The organism is Providencia rettgeri (genome assembly GCF_001874625.1).
Lineage (GTDB): Bacteria > Pseudomonadota > Gammaproteobacteria > Enterobacterales > Enterobacteriaceae > Providencia > Providencia huashanensis.
In genome coordinates this window covers 3141653-3165106 of record NZ_CP017671.1, presented here as the reverse complement: position 1 = coordinate 3165106, position 23454 = coordinate 3141653, and the positions used below count along the sequence as shown (strand labels likewise).

The 23454-nt window shown below is 40.7% G+C and carries 31 protein-coding genes and 1 pseudogene; 21 read left to right on the top strand and 11 right to left on the bottom strand.

The features are described 5' to 3' along the window. The first annotated feature begins 51 nt into the window (after nucleotides 1-51). The 17 genes from RB151_RS14590 (at nucleotide 52) to RB151_RS14515 (ending at nucleotide 12588) form a co-directional block, all read left to right on the top strand. Complete coding sequence (locus RB151_RS14590; protein WP_042844233.1) at nucleotides 52-321, top strand: HP1 family phage holin; 270 nt, start codon at nucleotides 52-54, stop codon at nucleotides 319-321. Beyond that, nucleotides 321-791 carry a lysozyme gene (locus tag RB151_RS14585; RefSeq protein WP_048607794.1) on the top strand — a complete coding sequence of 157 codons (471 nt, stop codon included), beginning with the start codon at nucleotides 321-323 and terminating at the stop codon, nucleotides 789-791. The genes RB151_RS14590 and RB151_RS14585 overlap by 1 nt, the downstream gene beginning before the upstream one ends. Beyond that, nucleotides 773-946 (top strand): hypothetical protein, encoded by a 174-nt coding sequence (locus tag RB151_RS23480; protein ID WP_167363357.1) that lies wholly within the window; start codon nucleotides 773-775, stop codon nucleotides 944-946. The genes RB151_RS14585 and RB151_RS23480 overlap by 19 nt, the downstream gene beginning before the upstream one ends. A gap of 20 nt (nucleotides 947-966) precedes the next feature. Next, entirely contained in the window at nucleotides 967-1398 is a 432-nt protein-coding gene (locus tag RB151_RS23735) for a lysis system i-spanin subunit Rz (RefSeq protein WP_423810731.1), read from the top strand. A 10-nt stretch (nucleotides 1399-1408) separates the two neighbouring features. Next, nucleotides 1409-2896: a DUF3383 domain-containing protein gene (locus RB151_RS14575; RefSeq protein WP_071548263.1), complete on the top strand. Its 1488-nt coding sequence runs from the start codon at nucleotides 1409-1411 to the stop codon at nucleotides 2894-2896. A 10-nt stretch (nucleotides 2897-2906) separates the two neighbouring features. After that, on the top strand, nucleotides 2907-3359 hold the full coding sequence (locus tag RB151_RS14570) for a phage tail fiber protein (RefSeq protein WP_071548262.1): 453 nt from the start codon (nucleotides 2907-2909) through the stop codon (nucleotides 3357-3359). Between the two features lie 51 nt (nucleotides 3360-3410). Then, complete coding sequence (locus RB151_RS14565) at nucleotides 3411-3869, top strand: hypothetical protein (protein ID WP_071548261.1); 459 nt, start codon at nucleotides 3411-3413, stop codon at nucleotides 3867-3869. Nucleotides 3870-4016: 147 nt separating this feature from the next. Continuing rightward, the gene (locus RB151_RS14560; protein WP_071548260.1) at nucleotides 4017-4703 is read left to right on the top strand and encodes a DUF7424 family protein; all 687 of its coding nucleotides are present in this window, start codon (nucleotides 4017-4019) and stop codon (nucleotides 4701-4703) included. 64 nt (nucleotides 4704-4767) lie between these two features. Next, the gene (locus RB151_RS24380) at nucleotides 4768-6831 is read left to right on the top strand and encodes a hypothetical protein (protein ID WP_071548259.1); all 2064 of its coding nucleotides are present in this window, start codon (nucleotides 4768-4770) and stop codon (nucleotides 6829-6831) included. Further along, on the top strand, nucleotides 6828-7358 hold the full coding sequence (locus tag RB151_RS14550; RefSeq protein WP_071548258.1) for a phage baseplate protein: 531 nt from the start codon (nucleotides 6828-6830) through the stop codon (nucleotides 7356-7358). Before RB151_RS24380 ends, RB151_RS14550 begins: the two co-directional genes overlap by 4 nt. After that, the gene (locus tag RB151_RS24375; RefSeq protein ID WP_071548257.1) at nucleotides 7358-7654 is read left to right on the top strand and encodes a phage baseplate plug family protein; all 297 of its coding nucleotides are present in this window, start codon (nucleotides 7358-7360) and stop codon (nucleotides 7652-7654) included. Before RB151_RS14550 ends, RB151_RS24375 begins: the two co-directional genes overlap by 1 nt. Then, nucleotides 7647-8462 (top strand): baseplate hub protein, encoded by an 816-nt coding sequence (locus tag RB151_RS14540; protein ID WP_071548256.1) that lies wholly within the window; start codon nucleotides 7647-7649, stop codon nucleotides 8460-8462. The genes RB151_RS24375 and RB151_RS14540 overlap by 8 nt, the downstream gene beginning before the upstream one ends. Before the next feature lie 3 nt (nucleotides 8463-8465). Continuing rightward, nucleotides 8466-9158, top strand: coding sequence for a Gp138 family membrane-puncturing spike protein (locus RB151_RS14535; RefSeq protein ID WP_071548255.1), 693 nt, complete (start codon nucleotides 8466-8468; stop codon nucleotides 9156-9158). Continuing rightward, nucleotides 9155-9499 (top strand): hypothetical protein, encoded by a 345-nt coding sequence (locus tag RB151_RS14530; protein WP_071548254.1) that lies wholly within the window; start codon nucleotides 9155-9157, stop codon nucleotides 9497-9499. Before RB151_RS14535 ends, RB151_RS14530 begins: the two co-directional genes overlap by 4 nt. Continuing rightward, complete coding sequence (locus tag RB151_RS14525) at nucleotides 9492-10679, top strand: baseplate J/gp47 family protein (protein WP_071548253.1); 1188 nt, start codon at nucleotides 9492-9494, stop codon at nucleotides 10677-10679. Before RB151_RS14530 ends, RB151_RS14525 begins: the two co-directional genes overlap by 8 nt. Then, nucleotides 10676-11335 carry a DUF2612 domain-containing protein gene (locus RB151_RS14520; protein ID WP_071548252.1) on the top strand — a complete coding sequence of 220 codons (660 nt, stop codon included), beginning with the start codon at nucleotides 10676-10678 and terminating at the stop codon, nucleotides 11333-11335. Before RB151_RS14525 ends, RB151_RS14520 begins: the two co-directional genes overlap by 4 nt. A gap of 5 nt (nucleotides 11336-11340) precedes the next feature. Further along, nucleotides 11341-12588, top strand: coding sequence for a phage baseplate protein (locus RB151_RS14515; RefSeq protein WP_071548251.1), 1248 nt, complete (start codon nucleotides 11341-11343; stop codon nucleotides 12586-12588). Nucleotides 12589-13203: 615 nt separating this feature from the next. On the opposite strand, the gene RB151_RS14510 is transcribed toward RB151_RS14515, so the two are convergent. Together RB151_RS14510 and RB151_RS14505 are read right to left on the bottom strand one after the other, a co-directional pair. Beyond that, entirely contained in the window at nucleotides 13204-13398 is a 195-nt protein-coding gene (locus tag RB151_RS14510; RefSeq protein ID WP_042844950.1) for a hypothetical protein, read from the bottom strand. Between the two features lie 427 nt (nucleotides 13399-13825). Next, nucleotides 13826-14701: a LysR family transcriptional regulator gene (locus tag RB151_RS14505; protein WP_071548250.1), complete on the bottom strand. Its 876-nt coding sequence runs from the start codon at nucleotides 14699-14701 to the stop codon at nucleotides 13826-13828. Nucleotides 14702-15001: 300 nt separating this feature from the next. Here RB151_RS14505 and RB151_RS14500 point away from each other — a divergent pair, with 300 nt between their 5' ends. The 3 genes from RB151_RS14500 (at nucleotide 15002) to RB151_RS23350 (ending at nucleotide 17071) form a co-directional block, all read left to right on the top strand. Next, complete coding sequence (locus tag RB151_RS14500; protein WP_042844948.1) at nucleotides 15002-15502, top strand: DUF4334 domain-containing protein; 501 nt, start codon at nucleotides 15002-15004, stop codon at nucleotides 15500-15502. A 92-nt stretch (nucleotides 15503-15594) separates the two neighbouring features. Further along, a complete protein-coding gene (locus RB151_RS14495) occupies nucleotides 15595-16689 on the top strand; it encodes a Zn-dependent alcohol dehydrogenase (protein WP_197679462.1) in 1095 nt (364 codons plus the stop codon). Between the two features lie 223 nt (nucleotides 16690-16912). Continuing rightward, nucleotides 16913-17071 (top strand): hypothetical protein, encoded by a 159-nt coding sequence (locus RB151_RS23350; protein WP_158516029.1) that lies wholly within the window; start codon nucleotides 16913-16915, stop codon nucleotides 17069-17071. Nucleotides 17072-17416: 345 nt separating this feature from the next. On the opposite strand, the gene RB151_RS14490 is transcribed toward RB151_RS23350, so the two are convergent. Further along, nucleotides 17417-18415, bottom strand: coding sequence for an FUSC family protein (locus tag RB151_RS14490; RefSeq protein ID WP_042844947.1), 999 nt, complete (start codon nucleotides 18413-18415; stop codon nucleotides 17417-17419). A gap of 274 nt (nucleotides 18416-18689) precedes the next feature. On the opposite strand from RB151_RS14490, the pseudogene RB151_RS23725 reads away from it, so the two are divergent. Continuing rightward, nucleotides 18690-18901 (top strand): annotated as a pseudogene (locus tag RB151_RS23725) (IS1-like element transposase); the annotation flags it as partial. Nucleotides 18902-19507: 606 nt separating this feature from the next. Here RB151_RS23725 and RB151_RS23720 read toward each other — a convergent pair. The 8 genes from RB151_RS23720 to RB151_RS14445 all read right to left on the bottom strand — a co-directional run bounded on the left by RB151_RS23720 (nucleotide 19508) and on the right by RB151_RS14445 (nucleotide 23225). Continuing rightward, entirely contained in the window at nucleotides 19508-19681 is a 174-nt protein-coding gene (locus tag RB151_RS23720; protein ID WP_336431467.1) for a hypothetical protein, read from the bottom strand. A 29-nt stretch (nucleotides 19682-19710) separates the two neighbouring features. Next, entirely contained in the window at nucleotides 19711-20184 is a 474-nt protein-coding gene (locus RB151_RS14475) for a hypothetical protein (protein ID WP_071548248.1), read from the bottom strand. A 13-nt stretch (nucleotides 20185-20197) separates the two neighbouring features. Beyond that, nucleotides 20198-20932 (bottom strand): Tox-REase-5 domain-containing protein, encoded by a 735-nt coding sequence (locus tag RB151_RS14470; RefSeq protein WP_042844903.1) that lies wholly within the window; start codon nucleotides 20930-20932, stop codon nucleotides 20198-20200. Nucleotide 20933: 1 nt separating this feature from the next. After that, nucleotides 20934-21272, bottom strand: a complete 339-nt coding sequence (locus RB151_RS14465; protein WP_071548247.1) for a hypothetical protein — start codon at nucleotides 21270-21272, stop codon at nucleotides 20934-20936. Beyond that, nucleotides 21262-21762 carry a DUF4123 domain-containing protein gene (locus RB151_RS14460; RefSeq protein WP_071548246.1) on the bottom strand — a complete coding sequence of 167 codons (501 nt, stop codon included), beginning with the start codon at nucleotides 21760-21762 and terminating at the stop codon, nucleotides 21262-21264. Before RB151_RS14460 ends, RB151_RS14465 begins: the two co-directional genes overlap by 11 nt. Before the next feature lie 6 nt (nucleotides 21763-21768). Further along, the gene (locus RB151_RS14455) at nucleotides 21769-22167 is read right to left on the bottom strand and encodes a PAAR domain-containing protein (RefSeq protein WP_042844900.1); all 399 of its coding nucleotides are present in this window, start codon (nucleotides 22165-22167) and stop codon (nucleotides 21769-21771) included. A gap of 211 nt (nucleotides 22168-22378) precedes the next feature. Next, the gene (locus RB151_RS14450; RefSeq protein WP_071548245.1) at nucleotides 22379-22837 is read right to left on the bottom strand and encodes an IrmA family protein; all 459 of its coding nucleotides are present in this window, start codon (nucleotides 22835-22837) and stop codon (nucleotides 22379-22381) included. A gap of 64 nt (nucleotides 22838-22901) precedes the next feature. Beyond that, nucleotides 22902-23225: a hypothetical protein gene (locus RB151_RS14445; protein WP_237071454.1), complete on the bottom strand. Its 324-nt coding sequence runs from the start codon at nucleotides 23223-23225 to the stop codon at nucleotides 22902-22904. Between the last annotated feature and the right edge of the window lie 229 nt (nucleotides 23226-23454).

Sequence of the window (23454 nt, the reverse complement as noted above, 5' to 3'; positions counted from 1 at the left end):
GGTGGCCTTTTTTATTAACTCAACCTCAGGCACTCCGTAGGGGGTGAAATCATGCGTATGGATAAATACAGCAACGCAGCCTACGGCAGTGCTGGGCTTACAGCATTCTTTGCAAGTCTATCACTTTATGAGTGGGGCTTTATTATCGGGATGGCGTTTAGCATTATTCTTGGTCTTATTACCTTTTTTATGAATCGACGAGAGCAGCGAAAGCGAACACGTTTATTTGAAGAACTCGTTAATAAAACTGACCCACAAAACCCCTCAGCCACTGCACGAAAAGCTGCCGAACTTATGGCGAAAGCGCCTAAGGATATCTAATGTCACTCAAACAAAAACTCACTGTGCTTGTTGGTGCAGGGGCTTCGGCTATCGGTTTAGCCGTGATTGCGCATTATGAGGGGGTTAGATATGAGCCCTACGAGGATGTTATTGGTGTACTGACGGTCTGCTATGGGCACACAGGGAAAGATATTGTTCCCAATAAAACTTATACCAAAGAAGAATGCAATGAGCTGTTAGAGCTGGATTTTATGAGAACCAAATTACAGGTAGACCGCCTAGTTAAAGTCCCTGTTGATGAGCATACAAAAGCCGCGCTTTATTCATTTGCTTTTAATGTTGGCACTGGCGCATTTGCTAAGTCGACCATGTTGAAAAAGCTTAACGCAGGTGACCAATACGGTGCTTGTGAAGAACTAAAAAGATGGGTTTACGCGGGGGGCAAGGTATGGCGCGGGTTAGTGAACCGCAGAGAAGCGGAGGCTGCAATATGTCATGGAAACCTGTAGTCGCTGCAATTTGCATTGTGCTATTTGCGATAGCAATGATTGCGTTCGGTGCTTATCGTCTAACAGACAACACATGCAGTATTGATAAAGCCAGTTTAGAAAAACGCTGCCAAAAAGCTATCGACCACTATAAAGGTCAGCAAGTTAATTATTAGTCTTCTCTATGGTAACCGCCATGAATAAAGTCAGAGCATTGTTATTTATCGCTGCATGGGTAGCCATATGGGGAATGTGGAAACAACACGAAAGGATAGGTGAGCTAAACACCAAAAATGCTGAACTACTCGTTGAACTAGCTGAGCAAGTTAAAATAAATGAAGATTACCAAGAGCGCGTTCAAGCGCTTCATAAACTCGATACTAAACATATCCAAGAGCTAACAAATGCAAATGCTGAAATTGATAAGTTGCGTATTGCTGCTGAGCGCAATCCTGAGCGGGTGTACATCAGAGCCAGTTGTCCGAAAGTCGAAACCAATTCCACCTCCCGCGTGGATGATGGAACAACCGCCAGACCTACTGACTCCGCTAATGTGACGTTTAAACGTTCTCTCTTCCCTGATACAGCGGCCATTAGTGCGTTGTATCCTAATCTCCACCGCATATAAGGTTTTTACTATGCCAATTAAACAAACACGATACGTTGATATTGCATCGGCGGTCATTGGTGCGTCTGCTGTTCCGATGCGCAAACTGACTGCACGTTTATTTTCCACCAACCCGAAAATTCCTACGGGTAAAGTATTGGAATTTACCAGTGGCCAAGTCGATGAGCTATTAGGTATTGATGCGCCAGAGGCTCACTTTGCGCGGCAATATTTTAGCTATGTCAGCCCTGCACCAGTCAGTAAACCCAAAGAATTACAAATTGCCGCCTATGAGCCAGTAGGGCGTGCGCCTACGCTCTTTGGTGCAAAAGCGGCCGCATTAGTGGATTTAAAAATCATTACCGATGGCACGCTATCGGTCACGATAGGGGCTGTAACTAAAAGCTATAAAGATATTGATTTATCAGAAGCAAAATCGTATTCGGATATCGCGTCTACAATTCAAAGCAAGCTTAATGCTGAGAGTGAACCGCAGTTTTCCAGTAGCTATCTGACGTTTAATGCACTGGAAAGCGCGTTTGAACTCAGTGGCGGTGTTCAGGAAAGTGCATCGATAAGTGTCGAGTATTCTGCGCTGGCTGAAGCCATGGGGCTTTCTTCCGGTACGGCATCGGAGGGGAATCCCGCGCAAACGCCTTTAGAGGCTTTCATTGTTGCCGAGCAAGTTTCAGATTCGTTTGGTAGCGCGACATTCCTTGACGAAATGCCATTAGAACAAGCGGTTGCTTTAGCTCAGTATGTTTCGGGTGAAAACGTCAAGTACCAGTTACACCTTAATGTTAGTAAAAATAAGGTTGAAGATTTTAGTGCAGCCTTGATGGGAACGGCTTCTGTTGGGTTAAACCTCAAAACGGATGATAGTTTCTTTATCCAAGCCCTACCCATGGCAGTTATGGCGGCAACGGATTACGACCGCACTAATGCGACGACAAATTACATGTTCCGCCAGTTTAGTATTGCGTTTCCTGCCCAAGTCACTACCGATAAAGATGCGGATCGCTACGATAAGCTTCGTGTGAACTACTACGGTCAAACCGCGGTTGCTGGTTCACAGATTCGCTTTTATCAACGTGGTTTTCTGTGTGGCGGGCCATCGAACCCGCTGGATATGAGTGTGCATGCCAATGAGCAGTGGTTAAAAGCTTATATTGCGCAGCAATGGTTTAGTGTGTTACTCGCGACTCGCGGTGTACCAGCCAACAAAGATGGTGAAGCTCGTGCACTGATGGTTATTGCAGGGGCTGTTACTAAGGCATTGGATAACGGCACAATTTTAGCGGGTAAAACGCTGACTGAAGTACAAATATTGGCGATTGCTGATGCGTCTGGGGATGACCTTGCATGGTATGACGTGCAGGACAAAGGTTATTGGTACAACGCACAGATTGTTGAAAGTACAGGGGAAAATGGTTTACCTGAATACGTCATGAAATACGTGCTGATTTACGGAAAGGGTGATTGGGTACGTAAAGTCGAAGGCTCACATAACTTAGTATAAGGAATTGATAATGAGTGATATTTCTGCAACAGGCTTGAGTTTCACTATTCAAGCGAGCAAAACCTTTCCTGCGGGAATTTTAATTACCTCTTTTGCGGATGATGCCGACCCGTTAGATTTACCGGCGGTGGATATTGCACAAACGGGTATGGATATTAATGGCAACTTGGTGAGCTGGTCTGCCCCGACCCCACAAACGGTCACCATCAACGTATTAGCGGGTAGTGAAGAAGACCAAAACCTGTCTATTTTGTTCGAGGCCAACATCGCCAAAAAAGGTCGTCGCCATGCAGGGGATGTCATTACTTTTGTCGCATCTTATGGTGATGGTTCAACGGTGACAGCGCGTAACGGCAAAATTACGAACGGTAGTCGTGGCAACTCAGCCGCCTCGGCAGGGCGTTTGAAATCCAAAGCCTATACCTTTGTGTTTCAGGATTTTGACAGTACACGCGTACGTTAATTTTTCATCCATTTATGGCGGGGAATCCCGCCTTTTTTATCGGTATTTACCATGTTAATAAAGCCTAAAGAAGTGGCCATCAAAGATGTTGATGGCGTTGAAAAAATTTTTGTGATTAGTCGGTTACCTGCTACGGTTGGTCGTGAAATCCTAGCCAAATACCCATTATCTAATGCCCCTAAAATTGGTGACTATGAGGTCAGCAAAGAAGCCATGTTAAAAATGATGGCTTATGTGTGTGTAGTTATCGATGATGAGGAAATTCTGCTTAAAACCCAAACATTGATTGATAACCATATACCTGATGGTGAGTCGTTGATCCGCCTAGAGTTGGAAATGCTGAAATATAACACCAGTTTTTTCGGCAACGACGGGAGTCAAGGTTTCCTCCATTACCTACTCAGCAAGGTAAGTGGTTCACTCCCGTCGATTATAAAAACGCTGATGGCTTCTTTGCCGTCATCATCAGCGAGCGACTCGCCACCTTCACCGAACTCAAAAACTCAGTAGATTTAGAAGAAGCACTGGATCTGTGGGAAATTGCTATCACGAATCGTTATAACGAAGCTTTAGCAACATCACAGAAATGAGTGATATGACTTTAAAGTTCTCCATAGTGTGCTTTACTTAATATGTCATTAACTTATTGGTGAATATATGAAAAAGTCTATTGCAGTATTAGCGGCTATCGTATTACTTTCTGGTTGTAAAGTGGATGTGGTGGCTAAAGTTAATACGGACGATCTTCTTTCCTTAGATCACAAAATAGTGCAGGGAAATATTAATGTAGAGGTTCCTTCATGTAATGACTTTGAGGATTCGAGAAAAGAGTCTAAGAGCTTAATCCAGATAAAGGAAAAGCTTCCCACTATATTTAAAACCGTTGAATTTAAAGAATGTTATAAGCAGAAGTTTAATTCTTATGCTAGTTTTTCTGTACCAGTTGGTATTGGTAGTTTTGTTGGGGAAGCAAAAACAGTAGATACTGAAATTTATGTTTTCTCTAATAAAATTACTTATGCAGGTATTGTTTTAGACGATGATGCAGCAAAGAGATTAGCAAGTGCAAAGAAAACCTCTCCTGGCGAATTAAATCTTGCGATGACGCTGGTTTTGGAAAAAGGGAAACAACCCATTCCGAACATTGCAGCAATTGGTGTATATATGACCGGTATAGAGTCTAAAAATTCACCGATCTCAATAGGCAGAGTTAAAATTGAAGCCAAAGAGATTAAACTCAGATTATCAGATGTTTCTAATTCGATGATTGAAAGTGGCAAGATTACGTCAGTTTTAGTGAAGGCAGAGTATTTAGAACAACTGCTCACACAATTGAAGGAATAATTGCCATATATAACAATTTAAACCGCCTCTCAGGCGGTTTTTTTATGTCTAAAAAAGGTGATTTATGTCGTTAATGGATACGTTTGTTCAAGTCTTTGAGTTTGATACAAAGCAAGCGGATAGTGCCTTTGAAAAAATCCGGCGTTCTACGGATGACATTATCGCCGATATGAAACGAGTCAGCGAAAATGCAAAAGGCGGGATCGCTTCGTTAACCGATTTTCTTTCCCAAGTAACTTTGTCACTGCAAGTGGGGGCGCAGAGTGCAAAAGTAGAGCTCCACCTTGATGCGCCTAAAAAAGAAATGGTGGCCTATTTGGATGAAATGAAAAACTATCTTGAATATGTCAAATCACTTCATCAATCAAATGTGCTTTCTATTGAAAACAACAAGAAATTGGTCACCGGCATACAAGCGTTGGAATCTAATATTCAACGCACGGAAGGTTCATTGGCTGATAAGGTCATGGTGACGAGTAAGGCGGCAAACGAAGCGAAAAATCTTGCTAATAACAATGATCAGCTTGCTAAATCAGCCGATGGTGTGGCGAACCATTATGATAAAGCAGCCCACTCACTATCTGGGTTTTTAGGCAAAATAGCCAATATGTTTGGGGGGGGATTAACCATTAGTCATATTGCCTCCTTTATTCAGTCGGCTGCTGAAGACATTAATTTATTATCGCAATCAGCAGATGCATTAAATTTGCCCGTTGAAGTGGTTGATGCTTTTGGCAAGGTAGTCACGTCGATGGGAGGAGATGCACAAGGGGCCCGCGATACCTTGATGGATATGTCTAACAGTATCCGTGTAGCCTTACAAGATACGTCGTCGGGCAAAGCTGAGGTATTTAACAGTTTAAAAATCAGCTTAAAAGATATGCAAGGTGATTCTATTGATGCGATGGAAGGGGTGTATCGTTTATCAGATGCCGTACAAGGACTGAGCAAAAAAGAAGCCATATTGCGCATTAAAGAAGTCGGTATTACCGATAATAAAATCATTGAATCCATCTTAAAAGGGCGGACTGAACTCGAAGCATTAACCAAAAAGCAAAAAGAAAATGGCGTCGTAACTAAGGAATTAGTATTACAAGCGCAAAAATACAAGCAAGTGACTGGCGGGTTAAAAACGGTATTTAATAGTGTGATGGTCAGCATTATGAATGCGGCTTTACCTGCACTTACCCAAGTGCTTGCTTGGGGAGAAGCTTTTGTAGATTTTTGCCGTGACAATCAAGGTTTTGTTACGGGGTTTTTTATTGCCATTGGTACCGCAGCATCTGCCGCAGGAATATCAACATTAGCCGCTATGTGGCCTATCTTAGCGATTAGCGCAGTTGTCGTGCTCCTTGCCGCTGCCTTCGCACTGGTTTATGACGATATCATGAATTTTATTGACGGTAATGATTCCATGATAGGTCGCATATTGGATAAATACCCTGCCTTAAAAACGGTGATTATGGCGTTATGGGAAGCCTTTAAAGCGTATTTTGACTTTATTATTGCTGTCTCTAACGCAGTTTCCGATGCGGCTGTTACTGCCTTTAATTTGATTATTGGTGGTGTTAAACAACTGTGGACATGGCTTAATGAATTTATTGATGGGCTTTCAGTCTGGGGTAAGGCGTTTGAAGATGTGTTTGATACTGCTTCTGATGCCGTTGTCGGGATTTTTAAATGGCTTTGGGCTCAAATTAAGCAGTACCTTGGCTGGATCAATGACGGTCTTGATGCCATTAAAAAAGGTTGGAGCACAGTTAAAGGTTGGTTTGGTTTTGATGATGCCGAAGTCACCCAAACGGTTGAACGTAAAATGTCAGCGGACGGTACGATTGAACACCGACTGCCAGAATCGCCTCAGTTATCGGAAGAGGATGCGATGAAACTGCTGCAAGGGGCAAATCACTACATAAGTAGCATTTCATCTAATCCACTAAACTCAATGACCAGTCAGGCTATAAATAACACATCCAACTCGACCAATGAAACTAACATCTCAATTGGTGAGATTAAAGTGGAAACACAAGCTACAGATGCTCAAGGTATGGCGAGAGATAGCAAGGATGCTATTGCCTCTCATTGCCAAGACCTTGGTCATCAAATGAATTCGGGGCTAGGCAAATGATCACTGAAGTTAAAATATTCAATACAGATAATTTCACGGCATTATTTGAAACGGTTAATCCAATGCAAATTAATGTGAGCGATGGACATAAAGCAACACAGTTTGCGGTTGAATCAGGAGAAACGCGCAGTGACCATATTGTGGAGCAACCCGTTGAGATTAGCATGGATCTCATACTGACTGGCGAGATGAAAAGCACCTTTGAAATCATGCAGCAAGCTTATGATAAACATCAATTAGTGGGGGTTCAGACTCGCGTTAAAACTTATCAACCCATGCTGTTAGTCAATTTCAATCACACTGAAATTCCAGATATGGCAGACGCAATTAAGCTCACTTTACGTTTTACTGAGTGGCGAACGGTTGAGCCTGAGTATGGGGATTTACCGCCACGAAAAGTGACTAAAAAAGAGCAATCTAGCACAGTAAATCGAGGGAAAGTTCAAACGGTCACAGTATCTGACCAAAAGAAAAAATCGACAGCGGCAAAAATGGTCGACGGTGATTTAAAACTAGGGGGAGGATAATGCAAGAAATTCCATTAAATACTGTACCGAATCAACGCGTACGCATTAGCCTTAGCGGAGAGGAATGGGAACTCACTTTCAAGGTGGCACGAAATACAATCTGTTGTGATATTAAACGCAATGATGTCGTTTTATTGCGAGGCATTCGAGCTATACCTAATCAACCTTTGATCCCTTATCGCTATCTATCTGCTGGCGGCAATTTTGTGTTTATCACTGATAATGATGAATACCCGTGGTGGGAACAGTTTGGAAAATCTCACTATCTGGTGTGGTGGGGGAATGACGATGATTGATTTACGCCGTATTCGTATCGGCATTGAAGTCAATGAGCGACTACAGTGGTATGAAGGGCTGCGTATTCGTGCTAATGGCACCAAGTATGCTAATTCGTTACAAAATGAATGTACGGTGAATATTGACGGATTGAATGCGGATACGCGCAATATGTTACTTACGGAAACCAGCCCATATGCTAAAGCGAAAAAACCACACCGATTAATTTTAGAAGCAGGGCGCGTTAGTACGGGGGTATTTCGCATTTATGTCGGGGATATCGTCAGCGCAGAAATTGCCTCTCCGCCAGAGGTAACTCTCACCTTAAAAGCGAAAACTAACAATGGTAACGCACGGGATATCGTGTCTTCATCGGCCGGTGCCATGAGCAAAATGAGTGAACTAGCCAAGAATATCGCCCAAGATTGTGGCGTTAAATTGGATTTCCAGGCTACCGATAAGAATATTGCTAATTGGTATTTTTGTGGCTCCGCGTTAAAGCAAGTGGAGCGGTTACAAGATGCCGCGAATGTTAAAGCGTTTATTGATGATGACACTCTCTATGTGAAAGATAGGGATAAAGCATTAAACGGCCGTCTGCGTATTCTCAATCAAAAAACAGGCATGGTAGGTATTCCTAAAGCTAATGAAAAAGGCGTCGATGTCACTTATTTGATTGATAGTGGCTCCATATTGGGGGGAATGTTACGCCTTGAAAGTCAGTTTAACCCTGCTTTAAACGGTGATTATATTATTGAGCAACTCAAGTTCGATATTGCTTCCCATGACGACCCTTTCTTTTATCAAGCGATCTGCAAAAGAGTATAAACCATGAACCAACCAAATAATGATATTGCTAGCGAAGGCAGCTTGGCAGGGCAGTTTATGGCTGCGTTTCGTAACTTATTGATGAATATTGATGACATGCTACCGGCTACAGTGGTGAGTTATAACGATAAAACCAATCGAGCTGTTATCAAACCGTTAGTGATGATGGTTTCTACCGAGGGGAAAAAAATTGGGCGTGCTTCGGTAGCGAACATCCCGGTTTTCCGCTTTGGAGGAGGAGGTTTTTTTATCCGAATGCCCATTAAAGCAGGGGATTTTGGTTGGCTCAAAGCCAATGACCGCGATATCAGCTTAGTCTTTCAACGGGGCGGTTTAGAAGATGAACCGAATACAGCGCGCTTACATACTTTTAGTGATGCTATGTTTTATCCGGACACACTTAAAGGCTGGCTGATTGATGGAAAAAATACCGATGCGCTAGTCATTCAGTCTATGGATGGCTCAGTATGTTTGTCATTACATGAAGGAAAAGCTGTATTAGATTCACCCATTTTTGAGGTTAATGTGCCTGAAACCACCTTTAACGGTAATGTCACGATCAATGGTAACCAGGCGGTGAATGGAAACAGCGACTCAAACGGTGGCACGATGAAACATAATGGTAAGGATATTGGCTCAACGCATAAACATAGTGGTATTCAAAGCGGTAATAGCAACACAGGAGCCCCAATATGATGACCTTCGATGTTAACGACAATAACGATATTTATATTGGCAGTAGTGGCGACTTAGCGATAGCAAACGCTGAAAAAGCAACGCAAAACCGTTGCGAGCATTACGCCAAAGCGATACGCGGTGAAATGTTACATAAGCTAAATTCGGGGCTCCCGTATTGGAAAACAACCTTTGGGCGGCAAGTGGACGTGCCTTTGTTTGAGTCTGCTTTTCGCAGCCGAATGGGGGAACTGGATGATGTGACCTCCGTGGTGTCATTTTCGGCAGTGATGGCGGATAACACATTGAATTATACCGCGGTGATCCAAACTATTTATGGGGAGATAACACTTAATGGCTGATTATCAATATATTACATCACAAGGTGTCATTGTGCCTGATACCAGCACTTTACGTGATGAGGTCGAAAATGAATTTAAAAACCTCTTTGGTCAACAACTCGATGTGTCACCTGAAACGCCGCAAGGTGCACTTATCACCATGGAAGTTGAGAATCGGGATGCAATCGCACGAAATAATGCCGAGCTAGCCAATCAAATTAACCCTGATTTAGCCGGTGGTATATTTCTCGATGCAATATGGGCGTTAATGGGCGGTCAGCGTTTTGATGCGACCCATTCATTTTTGACACAGGTTAAATTCACCGGTACTGCCGACACCTTGATCCCTAAAGGGTCGCAAGCAGCAACGCTGAGTGGTGATTTATTTGAAACCACCAACACTCTGATTATTGGTAAGGATGGCACTATTACAGGGGATATGCGCGCCATTAAAACGGGGGCGATTGAGTGTGGGATTGGGCAACTGAATAAAGTGGCTAGCTCCGTATTAGGTTGGGAAACCGTTTATAACCCGAGTAATGCAATACTGGGGAGAAATGCGGAATCAGACTTACAGGCAAGGCGGCGGCGTAAGCAGACATTAGCTAAGAACACGGTCAGCGTGGGTGAAGCGATTACCTCTGCATTATATGAACTAGAAGGTGTGCGTTCCCTTGCTTATAGAGAAAATCATACCAGTCAGCCGATGGTTTTTGAGGGGATCACCCTAGTGCCTCATAGTATTTATGTGTGTGTTGAAGGGGGAGATAAAGATGCGATTGCTCGTTCGCTATTACGTACAAAAACGCTAGGAGCAGCTTTTAATGGCAATGAAGAAGTTAATGTTTTAGACACAATCAGCGGCCAAACTTATCCCGTTAAGTTTGATCGGGCGAAAGAGATTGTGTTGTTTTGTCGTGTGACAGTAAAAAAAGCTACCGTTGATGCACAAACCATTATCCCAGCTGCGGTTGAGTCATGGGCTAATGGGGATATCGATGGTGAGGGGGGTTTAGTGGTTGGGCGAGATGTTTCGCCATTTGAAATATCAGCGGGTATTAATGCGGTTGAGCCTCGCTTATTTATTACGCATGTTGAGCTTTCAACCGATGGCAAAGCTTGGTCATCGAATAACTATAAAATAAATATGAATGAGGTGGCAAGAATCAAACGCAGTGCAGTACAAGTGGTGATGGTATGACGAAAATCCAATCGTTTGATTTCCATTCAGATTTATTGCGTGCCATTCTTTGGCAGTATGAAGATGCTGAAAATCTTAAGGCATTAGCACAATATAAAGCGAATTACTTTGAACGTGCGACAACGCAGTTTTGGAGTGGTTGGTATCGTGATGTGTTCAATATTGATACCGCTAATGAGTTAGGTTTAAATATTTGGGCACGTATTCTTGATGTACCACTGGGGATTGATGTTTCTCCTAGTGATATAACGAAAATTGGTTTTGGTTTTGGCAAAAAGAAAGCCAATTTTAACGCTAATTTTCGGCGTAATACCGATTACACCTTATCCCTGACAGTTGAGCAAAAGCGTCTGGTTGTGCGTATGCGTTATTTTAACCTGACGCGAAGCCCAACGGTTACCAATATAAATCAGTTCCTTAAACAGTTTTTCTGGCAAGCAGATAGCAAAGTGTTCGTGCTAGACCCGCTGGATATGAGTTATCTGTATTATGTGTTTAGTTTCAATCCTGACGAACGTTTACGGGTGCTTCTTGAAAATTTTGACCTAATGCCTCGCCCATCTGGGGTTGGGGTTAAATATCGTATCGTGACGAAGAAATCGTTCGGTCACGGCCAACATCGTAAAAACTTCCTCAGTAGTAATTTCGGAGCATAAAATCCATGACAAAAATATTTAAAATCCCCTTTGCAACACAAGGGGACAGAACTTCTATTCCTGATGATGTACAAGCGGATGGCGCAGTATCTTACACGCAGGGCTATAGTTATGATTATGAGCGCGACCAAATAACGGACCCTGCGGCGAAAGATATTGAACGTGAAAAGATGAACGGTATGTTTCACGATATTACGGAGGCGATTGGTGAGCTGCAAAGTTTGGGGCTGCCTAAATGGGCAGCAGAAGCTAAACCATACCCGATCCGCGCCATTGTTTATCATAAAAATAAGGCATGGCAGTCGAAAGTTGAGAATAATAGCAATGAACCAGCTGCTGGAGCAGCATGGCATGAATTAAAAGCAGATTTAACTGCCAGCGATATCAATGTTTATAATAAAACCGAATCCGACAAGCGTTTCCAGCCATTAGGTAATTATCTTCCTGCTGGTTATAGCTATTCAAAAGTGGAGTCCGATACTCTTTATCAACCTAAAGGTAACTATGCCCCTGCTGGGAACTACGCACTTAAGGGGGAAAGCTACACCAAAGCAGAAGCAGATGGGCGATATCAACCCAAAGGCAGTTATCAGCCTGCGGGGGATTATGCGACGAATAGTGCTTTAACTAACGGCCTAAATACTAAGCTTAATATCAGCAGTGTTGTTCAGGCAACGGGCAGTTCAACAACGGCGGTCATGAGTCAAAAAGCAGTGACTGACGCCTTACAAAATGCGGTTAATCTTAATACAATTTACCCAGTTGGTATTGTGGTGTGGTTTGCTCAAAATAAAAACCCAAATACATTATTTCCTGGCACGAAGTGGCAATATATTGGTGAAAATAAAACGATTCGATTAGCCAATTCGAGTGGTAATAACGTGTTAAGTAGTGGTGGTAGTGATTCGATTAAGTTAACGGAAGCACAATTACCTGCACATAATCATAGCTTCTCAGCAACAACCAGTAGTTTTGATTATGGGACGAAAACGACAAACTCGAATGGTAATCACAATCATAGTGTTATTGCAGATGATGCAGGTTCGGGATCAGGTAATTTCGGGCGGGGTAATAACAATCGACGAGCCATTAATCAATCTGCGATGGGATTAGCTGGCGCTCATACGCATACAGTCGCGATTGGTGCTCACAATCACACTCTATCAGGTACAACAGGTAATAAAGGTAGTGCTGCTGTAATTACAGTAACCAACGCCTATATTATGTTAATGGGGTGGTATCGTATCTCATAAGTAATTATTGAAGCTAAAGTGGCGCAGTCAGTGCCACTTTTTGATTGCTGTTTATATAAATCAATTAGTTGACTAAATAATTCTAATCATTCACTGTTAATTTTAGATACAAATACATTTGTATCAACTATGAACTTAAAACTGTCGTAATTGTATTCTGAACAAATATTAATATGGGATGCTCTATCACATGTAAGGAATCAATGATTAAAAACGTATAAAATTTAGTATACTTTCTTCTATTAGAGAATATTGTGCGATATTTTAAAATAGCCTGAATATTTCATCTTTATATAATATTAATTTTTTTCATCATAGTGCATCCAGTCGTTAATATTATTTTCTACTTCCCACTCCTTAATTTTACGTATTATTGACTATTAATCGAGATATAAATGATTAATTCAGTGTTTGTCTTATTGTTTTAATTACTTTAATACAGTGAAATACCGTTGCCAAATACAAGGAGATATTATGTATATTAATTTTGCTTATGATATGGTAAACATAGGTTGGTTAACATTTATTATCTTTATGCCTATAGACCCTGTTTTTTCCTATTCTGCGCTATTGGAAATAACGACACTCTCGGTAAAGTAACCTTATTATAATCGGTTAGATAGAGATTGAGGTAACAACAATAATCACATATAAAGCAGCTATGACCAAAACAGCACCAATGATTGTCCTAGCAAAAAGGCAGCTAAGGCTGGTTGGCGGCGATTTAGGGAGTAGCGCTGAAAAACTCCAATAAGCAAGAACGAGTAATAAAAAAGCAAAAAACAAAAGATAAGTAATGGTGAATGCCACTTTGAGTCCCCTTAAATTTAATATGATTAAGTCTAAGGTATTTGGGGTTTATATGCGATAAGAAAAAATGCAGAAAATTGATGGTAATAATATAACTCGCAAAATTTAATATTTAAGCAAGTTGGTTTAAATTATTTTGAATGTCAACATTTCCTATCTTACTTATAAGATGCCAGTAAGCCTGTTCGTTATTAACGTATAACATTAACATGTTCTTGTTTGACCTGCCTCTCAGGCTGATCAGCCAATTGCATAGAGATGGGAACTGAAATGTTGAAATCCAGCAGCCAAGCTAGTTTAATACTACTATTCGGCTGCCCTTCATTAATCACACAGTACTCAACTGATCCAGAATAGAAATAAATACTATGTAAAACTTTGAGGCTCTTCTAAATTAAACTGTGATTGTCCTTTAGATTTTGCAGACTTAAAGTGAAAGATCCCAAAAAAGCTGACTTTCCTCAGACGCATGACCAATCTTTCGTATTAGGGAAAAAGGAATCGAGTTACTCTCATCGAGAGTCTTTCCGATAATATTAGCAGCATTTAGGTAGTCATATCTCAGTCCAAAGCTGGCCACCATAGTAGGTTCCGCTGAGTGAGTACGATCTAAGAGTGCTTGATTGAACTCGATAAACTGAACGAGCGTGGCACCTGCGGCTTTTAATCCAGTGAAAATAGAATCAAACAGTTCCGGATGGAGTGCTCGTGTAAACACTGCGATAGTCTGGCCCTTAAGATCCGCAGGCTTCAGATTATTGACCTTCGCGAGGGGATGATTGGCAGACATCAGTAGTTCAAGCTTGAGCTCACAGAGTAACATTGTCTCAATTTCAGAATGGTGTACTTCACCCAACACAAAAGCAAGGTCTAAACCCCCCTTCAGAACCCGATCAATCAGCCCTGAGCTCCAGCCAATATCGAGTTCAACACTGATATCGGGATAAATTAACGCAAATTGTTCGACCAGCTCTTGTCTGCGAACAATGTGGTTGCCGTAAGGAGGAGAACCAAGCCTAAGGTGACGCTCATCTCGATGTTGCAATTGGGACGCAAGAGCTTCGGTCAGCATCATTGATGCGTGTACGCCGCGTGCTGCTTGAAGTAGCTCGTAGCCCTGTTTGGTTAAGGCAATATTACGTGTGTTCCGAGTAAATAGGGGAAACCCTAACTGCTCCTCAAACTTTTTCAATCGGGCAGACAGCCACGGTTGAGCTACATGTAAACGCTCAGCTGCTCGAGTGAATGAACCTTCCTCAGCGATTATCGCAAACTGCACCACAAGGCGCGGATCAAGCTTCATTGAGCAATTCCTCATTTATATCGCAGAGATCTGCATGTTGTAGCGTAATGTTTAATGACCGTCGCATTTTAACTAAATCCTATTGGAATTATAACGAAATCTTAACCGCTATACTGTTAGCATGTATATTGTTATTTATACGAAATTTGACTTAATTACGAGAAAATTCGTCTTAGACATGGCTTCTTGATAGAGGGATACTTCCATCGAAATCTGTACTAATCCACTACTGGTAAATTGGTTTGGCGTACGGCCACAATTGTTAGCATTAGTGTGAAATAAACAAATTTGGAGGAATGCATGGACACGAAACAGAGGTTCGACCAACTTAAGAATACGGAACGCCTCAATGACGAAATTCTGTTTGAATTCTTTGATTCGCTTTCACCCGTTTCTACAGATGAAGTTCTGGGGCGCTGGAAAGGCGGTGATTTCAATACAGGGCACTGGTGCAATCGTGCTCTGATAGAAAGGAAATGGTACGGAAAGTGGTATCGTAGCAAGATGGACGCAGTGCCACTTATCTGTTATGACGACCAAAATCGCCTATTTTCAAGTCAGGCAATGAAGGGTGAAGCCTCGCTTTGGGATGTAGAATTCCGTGGAAAAGTCTCGACTACCATGATCTACGATGGTGTGCCTATCTTCGATCATTTACGTAAAGTTGATGAAAACACACTGCTCGGCGTCATGGATGGTAAATCGTTGGAGGGCTCCCCTGATATTGTTGATAACGGCAAGTACTACTTTTTCTATCTTGAAAAGGTAGATAGTTTCCCAGTCGAATACGTGGAAGAGTGAAAAACTGTTTATGTGGGCAAACGCGGCTATTGCTCGCCGCGAACAAGCTCAAAAGCAGTGTTGAGTGATTTGAAATTTGGATAGGAGAATCCATGATGAAAGCCGCTGTACTCAATACGCCTAACGGGCTCTTTTCGATTGAGAATATTGAGATTGACCACCCGAAAGGGCGCGAGGTTCTGGTGGAGGTCAAAGCATCTGGCCTTTGCCATACGGACTTACATATTGCAGAGAATAACTACGGCTTTCCGCTGCCAGCCGTACTAGGGCATGAACTAGCTGGAATTGTCAAAGAGATAGGCCCTGAGGTCAGAGAGTTCGCTATTGGTGACCATGTGGTTGGTTCTCTGGTTCAATATTGCGGCCATTGCGAAGCCTGCTTGGACGGACGAACTTACCAATGCGAACATCCTGAGGAAACTATGCGAGGTGCAGGGGAGGGACAGCGTCTAACCCTTAATGGTGAGCCAGTTTTACCGATGTTTGGTACTGCTGCTTTTGCAGAATTCACTTTGGTACATGAGAATCAGCTGGCCAAGGTTCCCAAAGAGTTACCTTTTCCTCAAGCTTCAGTTCTAGGCTGCGGTTGCGTAACAGGAGCCGGAGCTGCGATTAACACCGCTGCGATCAGACCAGGAGATACGGTCGCTGTGATTGGTGTTGGTGGCGTGGGTCTTAACGTCATCTCTGGCGCACGGCTTGCTGGAGCTACACGTATTATTGCCATTGATACTCAACCGGCTAAAGAGGAACTCGCTCGTCGGTTTGGTGCGACTGATTTCGTATTGGCGGGAGATGGTGATCATGTTGAAACGGTTCGTACCATGACGAATGGCGGAGTTTTACATGCTTTCGAGGTGGTAGGTGCAAAATCTACCATTGAGCAGTCTGTCAAGATGTTAAGAAAGGGAGGTACTACCTATGTGATTGGTATGCCGAAGCCAGATAACCCCATTAGTGTTGATGCCTTGGAGGACGTGTTGCTTAATCAGGCAACTATTAAAGGGGTTTACATGGGGTCTTCGAATATTAAGCATGATATTCCTATGTATGCCAATCTTTATTTACAAGGACGTTTTAACTTGGATGACCTCATTTCCAAACAGATCGATATCGATGAAATTAACGAAGCTTATCAGGAGCTTAAAAATGGCGGCATTGCACGAAGTGTAATCACCCGCTTCTGACCCAACTCATAAGGAAGCCGCATCATAGATTTCAGTCAAACGGATACATCCTGTACCTTTATTGGCAATGAGATTGTTATTTTAGGGGGCTTGTAAGGGCAATGTAAATCACGGCTTCTAGCCTGTGTTTATAAGACCTTTAAAACACTCTGAAAAACTTAAAATCACATAAAATCATGCAGTAAGGTATTATCTTACTGCATGAAATATTAAGGTGCCCTTCATGAATAATCACCACTTCGCGATAGGGATTTCATTGGCTTTGGGCATAGGTACACTATCAGCACAAGCTCAATCATCCGATGATAATGTGATAGTGACAACGATGATAGTGACAAAGCCAACTGGTTGTGTTGGCCCGGAGAAAAGGCGACGTCTGTAGATCTGATATGTGCTGTACACCACGGTTACCAAGACTGATGGTTCAACAACTATCGAAAACGTTAAAGTAAATCCCAACGCACCGATAGGTTATTTTTATGTCTATTTATACCGTCTTGCCTGCTATCTAGTTTAACGAGCGTCACCTTCCTCTAATCTAAGAATTTTTGTTTTAAATTCTAAAATTACCTTGTTATACCGAGGCACTTATTTGTTATTTTATAGTATTCTTGAACAATTACCTTTGCGTCTATAATAATGGGTTTTAATTTGGCATAGTTATTAATAATAGCAATTTAATTCTAAATTTAAATTGAGTAATTTTAATTTAGTCATTTTTAGATATTCATTTATGTATTTTTCGTATATGGCTAACGGATTGTTTTTGTGTTGCTAGTTTAAGGAAATAGCTACATATAATCGCAAATATACCACCAATCAATGTTTCCATTATTCTTTCAAGTAAAAGATGGTAATCGATATGGTTAAAGTAAATTGACATTTCTATTAAGGATAAAACAAGTCCTGTAAGGCAAAATGTGCCAAAAACGTTGTTTTTTTTGCTGTTACTTATTGGGATTAGAAAAGCAAATAGATATATCAAAGCAAAGCCAACATACGGCATAAAGGCAGTAAAATTAAACGTAAAATATAAAATAAAAACAACAAGTAATGTGCCAATAACTCGATCTCTAGTTAACTTAATGATGTTAGTTAATTTAGGATTTAACACAAATATATATGTCAGTGGTGCCCAGAAGAAATGGTCAATATTAATTGCTCTAGAGGTCAAAACACATAAAAGCAACCCAAAAGAATAGATTAGTGATTGAAAAATAAGGCTATATGATAATTTGTCTTTTTTTAGTGATATATACTTTTTTATTTGGAACATCGTAATTTTTTTACGGTTACTGATGGTGTAGCAAAATACAAGAGTTATGATTGTTCCTATCAGCAAGCCTATTACTAGGCCATCAAAGCTCGATTTGTTGAGTGTCGCCCCTATGATATAAAAAATCATGAAGTATTTAAATGACATATCCAATGAGGAGTCTATATTGTAAAACTGGTAGTAAATAAAAGGTGCTATGAAGAGAATTACCAAAAATAGGCTGCCGAAACCCAAAAAATAGCCTAAGGCAGATCCTATAAAGACAAAAAAAGAACACAGTAGTGAATAGGTGATATTTTTATATTGGCTAGCTTTATTAAATATCGTGTAGCCATGCAGGGTTGAGAGTGAACTCCATAGTGTTGCATCAATGCCAGCAATGTAATAAGTAATAATAAAACTTACTACGAGGCATAATGTGAAATAAAAGCTCTCTAAAAAATTAATCATAGATTTACCTAGTTACTAAATGAAAAAGCAAGGGCTCAGTTTGCTCGATGTTCAAATTATGACTAAATCAAAAAACACATGAAAAGAGCCTGTTAAAAGGTATAGTACTATATTTTCTATTATTTCCAATAAATAGCGTAAATACTTTTTTCATACACTATAGTTTTCACTCTTCAGTTTCAATGAGAATAATTGAATTACTGATATTTTATGAGAGATGTGTTTTTGGAGCACGTATTCAATTCGGTGAACAGTCTGTAAGATAGATATATTTATGCTCAAAGTCGATGTAAAATGCGCATTTTGCCAATCAACGCATCTAGTTAAAAAACATGGATAGCGAATTGTTGAGCATCAATGCTATCGCTGCCAAGCCTGCGCCAAAGATTCCAAGTAGATTATGAATATCGGGCTTGCCAATCTGGGAAAAAGGATAAAATTATTGACCTCACGGTGAATAATGCAGGTATTTGTGATACTGCCAGAACCCCCCAGCATATTTATTGAACGCGAACACGATCTATTATGATGGTCTACATATTGAATGCATGACCGTTTTTAGGGTGTAGATGCTCTAAATCATTACAACTTTTTTGTAATTTTAAAATCGTACCCGTGTTAACAACAATTTTAAATTTTTCAAATTGTTGTTTGAATTTTCCGTCGGGTTTCTAAATAGCCCGCCTCGCCCGTTAGGATGAGGTAATATTTTATGTGGAGGTGAGTATATTAATTGACAAGCATCTTTTTATGAATATACGGATATGATGATTCTGTATTTAAATAGTAGAAGTATTCCCGTATAAAGATCCCGTATCGCTGATAGTGTGCGAAATAGATTCCCGCCATCATTGAGAGGTCATTGAGATTTTTTGAAATCTTCTATGCGCTGGCGGAGTCTGAATTAGGCTTGTAGTACATTGATTATAAAATAATAAAATCCAATTCAACTTTTAATTTGGGCCTATTGTTGGGCCTAAAGTTTATTTTACTTTTTTGATGGCAGGCTCAAAATTTCGCTTGCCATCTTAACATATAGTAAGAGATTAATGAGAATTTTGTAGATTCAGTGTTTATATTCTCTTTACTGTATTAGCTATAAATTTCCTTGACTAAAGGTAATAACCCTAATGCTGTTAGTTGAATCTCTATCTCATTGGCTTTTTTGATATCCTCTTTATCTGAACCATCGAATACGTGGTCAGTACTGATAATCAGTGTGCCACTATTTTTATCATTTTCAATATCGATAAGTTGAGTCGCCATAGGTAATTGTTCTGGTATTATTTTTTTATTCAGAAAAAGCATCCAACCAACAGGTAATCTGTCAGGGAATACATTTTTTTATTGTATCTATATTTATTCGTATCAATTCGTATGCAAATTATTCTATATGCATCTAAATAATAATTTAGTGCATTAACTATAGCTGCTTGGCTAGGTACATTAATATTACGTAGCTTAAACTCTAGATTATATATCAGCCCACAACTGGTATATTTTATATCTAATGCTTTGTTTTCATTAGCCCATATAGATTCTGCCCAATCAAAATAAGGAATATTCTTCAATAAATCGGTTGGTGTATATTGGTTAAAAGCTTTCTTTTGTAATGCTTTTTCTAAAGTATCGCCTGTTAAATACCATGCGTCTTCATTTTCATGAGTGATCGACTCACAGGTTAAAATCATATGACTAAAAATATCAATTAATAGGGGGATTGACATTTCTTCATGTAGCTCGATATCTAATTTAATTGATAAATTCATAACTACCTCAAAATTATGGTGAAAAGTGTGTTCGTACTTGTGGTAATGGTTCTAATAATTCCTCACAAAGCTCAAACATTTTTTTATGTGAAAAATGCCAATCAATAAATGACCTTTTTTTAAACTGGCTAAAGCATAACCAATTTTGTTCTCCGGCTTGCTTAAGGATTTTATTATGCTCACCCATAAATATATTTGGCTCGCCTTGGCTATTGAAGAAAAAATCATAATTATCTTTCGTTTCAATAAAGTTACATTCACTGGGCACCCAACCGTCAAACTCCACTAAAGGATTTTTGGTTCTTGTTGGAACTGGGATTGTGCACTTCCATTCATCAATATATTTAAGTTGTCCTTCTGGAGAATCAGCCGTTACTATCACCGTATTACATATTCTCGCCTGATACTCATAAGCATTTGGAGAACGTGTATTGGTTATATAATTTTTATGAGGGATAATATAAGGGATAGCAGGACAGTCTTTGCACCCTTTACTAGCTTCAATTGCGGCAACGCCAATCGATGAACCAGCAACGGCTCCTGTCACTGATCCTTGTCCACTCCCTCGTTGACCATTTACACCGTCGTCATCTATCCCTCCACCAATCGCAATACTTTCATTACCCCATTCATCATCACTGCTTCCTGACGAAGAGGGAAAGCCGATTTTTGAGGCTTCTTGAGTCACTGCGGCTAGACCGCCCAGAGTCATTAACCCTGCGCCGGCAACTATTAATGGAATTGGCATGTTAAGTTCTCCATTCAATTAATTTCATGGCTATCCGTAAAAAATCTTGATACTGCTGCTCTGGCACGCGATTTTTTTCCTCAAGCATATTTCTAATTTCTGGCTTTAAATGAAAGTCGGGACAGCAAGCCTCGTAAAATAAAAATGACCTAATTAATGGCTCTTGAGTGAAACCGAGGGAGATAACATATTGAAATGCGGATTCTAAACGTTTATTCAATGTTTCGATGTTCTGGAGCTTATCCAAATGATGTTGATAAAAATCAGCACTCACTTGAACCACATAATCACTCTGTTCAATACTTTGAATTTTCTTTAATTGTTCTTCGCTAAACTGCATTTAACCCGCCTCCTTGTAATGCATAAAATCGTCCTTCAAAACGGTAATACCATGCAATGAGCGGCGTGGTTATTTCATGGAATTGTCCGGTTGTTAGAACTTGAGGCATATTGTGGGTTACACGAGGATCATAAAAGCGAAATAAAGAGGTTTTACCATCAGGCAAACTCACATTAAGCCGTTCAGAGAAGTGAGTCGACAATTTCTCAATTGATGAGTCACTGACTAGCCATGATAGTGCCGGCGATTCAGTTTCTAATTGAATTAAATCGGTCAGGAAATCACCTCGTTTGGTCACGTCAATTATCCATGGACCCGCCCATGCGATTTCCGAATCTGGACGTTGTTTAAAGAGTGGACTAGCGGTTCCATAACGACTCTGAAGTTCTTGACCAAAGTAACGTTCATATTGCAGACCACAGATTAAACAATAATGCTTTGCATCAGGATAGCGTTCAAAATAGTTAAAAATAGGATGCAGATTATGCATTTATGATTATCCTTCTCGAACAACTAGCATTTGCCCAGACTCAGCTGCTTTCATTAAGCAACTAATACAAATTTTATTTGTTAAAGCTGGAAAGATAGTTGAAGCTGTTTCCGGAGAGGCTGACCCACTTTCATCGCTATAGCAATCATGAATTGAATTAATAAATCGTGCATGACAAGGGCAGGAGCTAAAGCTTTCAAGTGTTCCAGCGTGTTTCCTATCTTCAAGCCATACACTATTTACACCCCCGAGAATTCGGTATGCTCCAGAATGTTTACCGCAACTGACCATATCACCTTCACGAGCACCAGCAACACCATACCATTGCATGGTATTGTCTCCTGTTAATATTTGTCCTCCGCAGGTTGTTCTATCGCCAACCCGCAAAAAATATCCTATAGCCATAATTTGTCCCTACGATAAAATTTATGCCAGCATTATTTTATACTTAAGTGAGATTTACAATACAAAGAATAAAACCTAACAAAATTAATTGGTTTTTATTACGTTATTATCATAAATAATTAGGGTTAGAGTAATGGTAGATATATGGTAAACAAAGATGGCAGATCATACAGTCTGCCACACGTTATTTTGGTAGAAAGCTAAAAAATAATTATTTTCCCCCAGCCACTGACATCTTCGCTAACTCTGGATTGTTCGCCTGAAAGATCGATAGCGGCAATTCAACCTTACGCTCGTTCTGATCTTCCACCGCTTTAACCACTTGAAACTCAGCAACATCCTCACACGGAATTTCCAATCCTGCAAAGGTAGCACGCGTTGCGCTAGAATCGCCGAAAGGTTCAACTTCCAGTACTGTATCCCCTAATACTTTACCTTTTCCATCTTTCATTCGCAGCGTGAGTTCAAGTGCGCCAAATTCGGCGTGGTCTAGAACCATATGGTTACCTCCATTATCGAGGGTAAATGAATAACCACAGTAGCCTTGGTTAATAAAGTTTGAGCTGGTATGTGTGATGCTTGCATAACGCTGTCGCTGTTGTTCTTCAGCCAAGCTAAATGTACTGACTGCCAATAAACTCATCGCAAATAGGCTTTTTATCTTATTCATTACGTTACCTTTTGTTATCTTGTATCGTCTTCGCTACCGCAAGTAACGGTAGCGAGAATGTCATTTATTGTTGGTTGGTTTGCAATCCACCTTTAGTACGGTCTTTTTCTTTCCAGCGCGGTCGGTTCTTACCTGAGAACTCTTTTTGCATACTCCAATATCCAATGGGGTAACGGGCTACAATCGTCCCGCCAACACCAATATCGACCGAAGAGTACTGACCATTATTAATCGTCCCTTTTTGGACATAGGCGTTAGGGCTACAAGTGCCCGTATCGCGTTGTTGCCAGTTTCCGTCAGTTCTTGCCACGATATAAAAATCACCAAATGCGCAACCTGACGCGGATTTATGATTCAGTACAGCAACATAATGCTTGGTTGAGCCCACAATCCTACAGGTACTGTTTTGGTTTCCACACACTTGCCATAAGGTTTTACCGCCATCGCCTTTATATTCCCAAATGGTATTTTTAGGGGGGGTGGCTGGTGGCAGAGGCGGGTGATGTCATCAACCACAGTGAGGCAAATACAGTTACAACTACATATCTTTTCATTATAAATTCCTATCAACATAAATAGAAACGTCAGATTGACGCTTGATGAACACCGTCTAATGG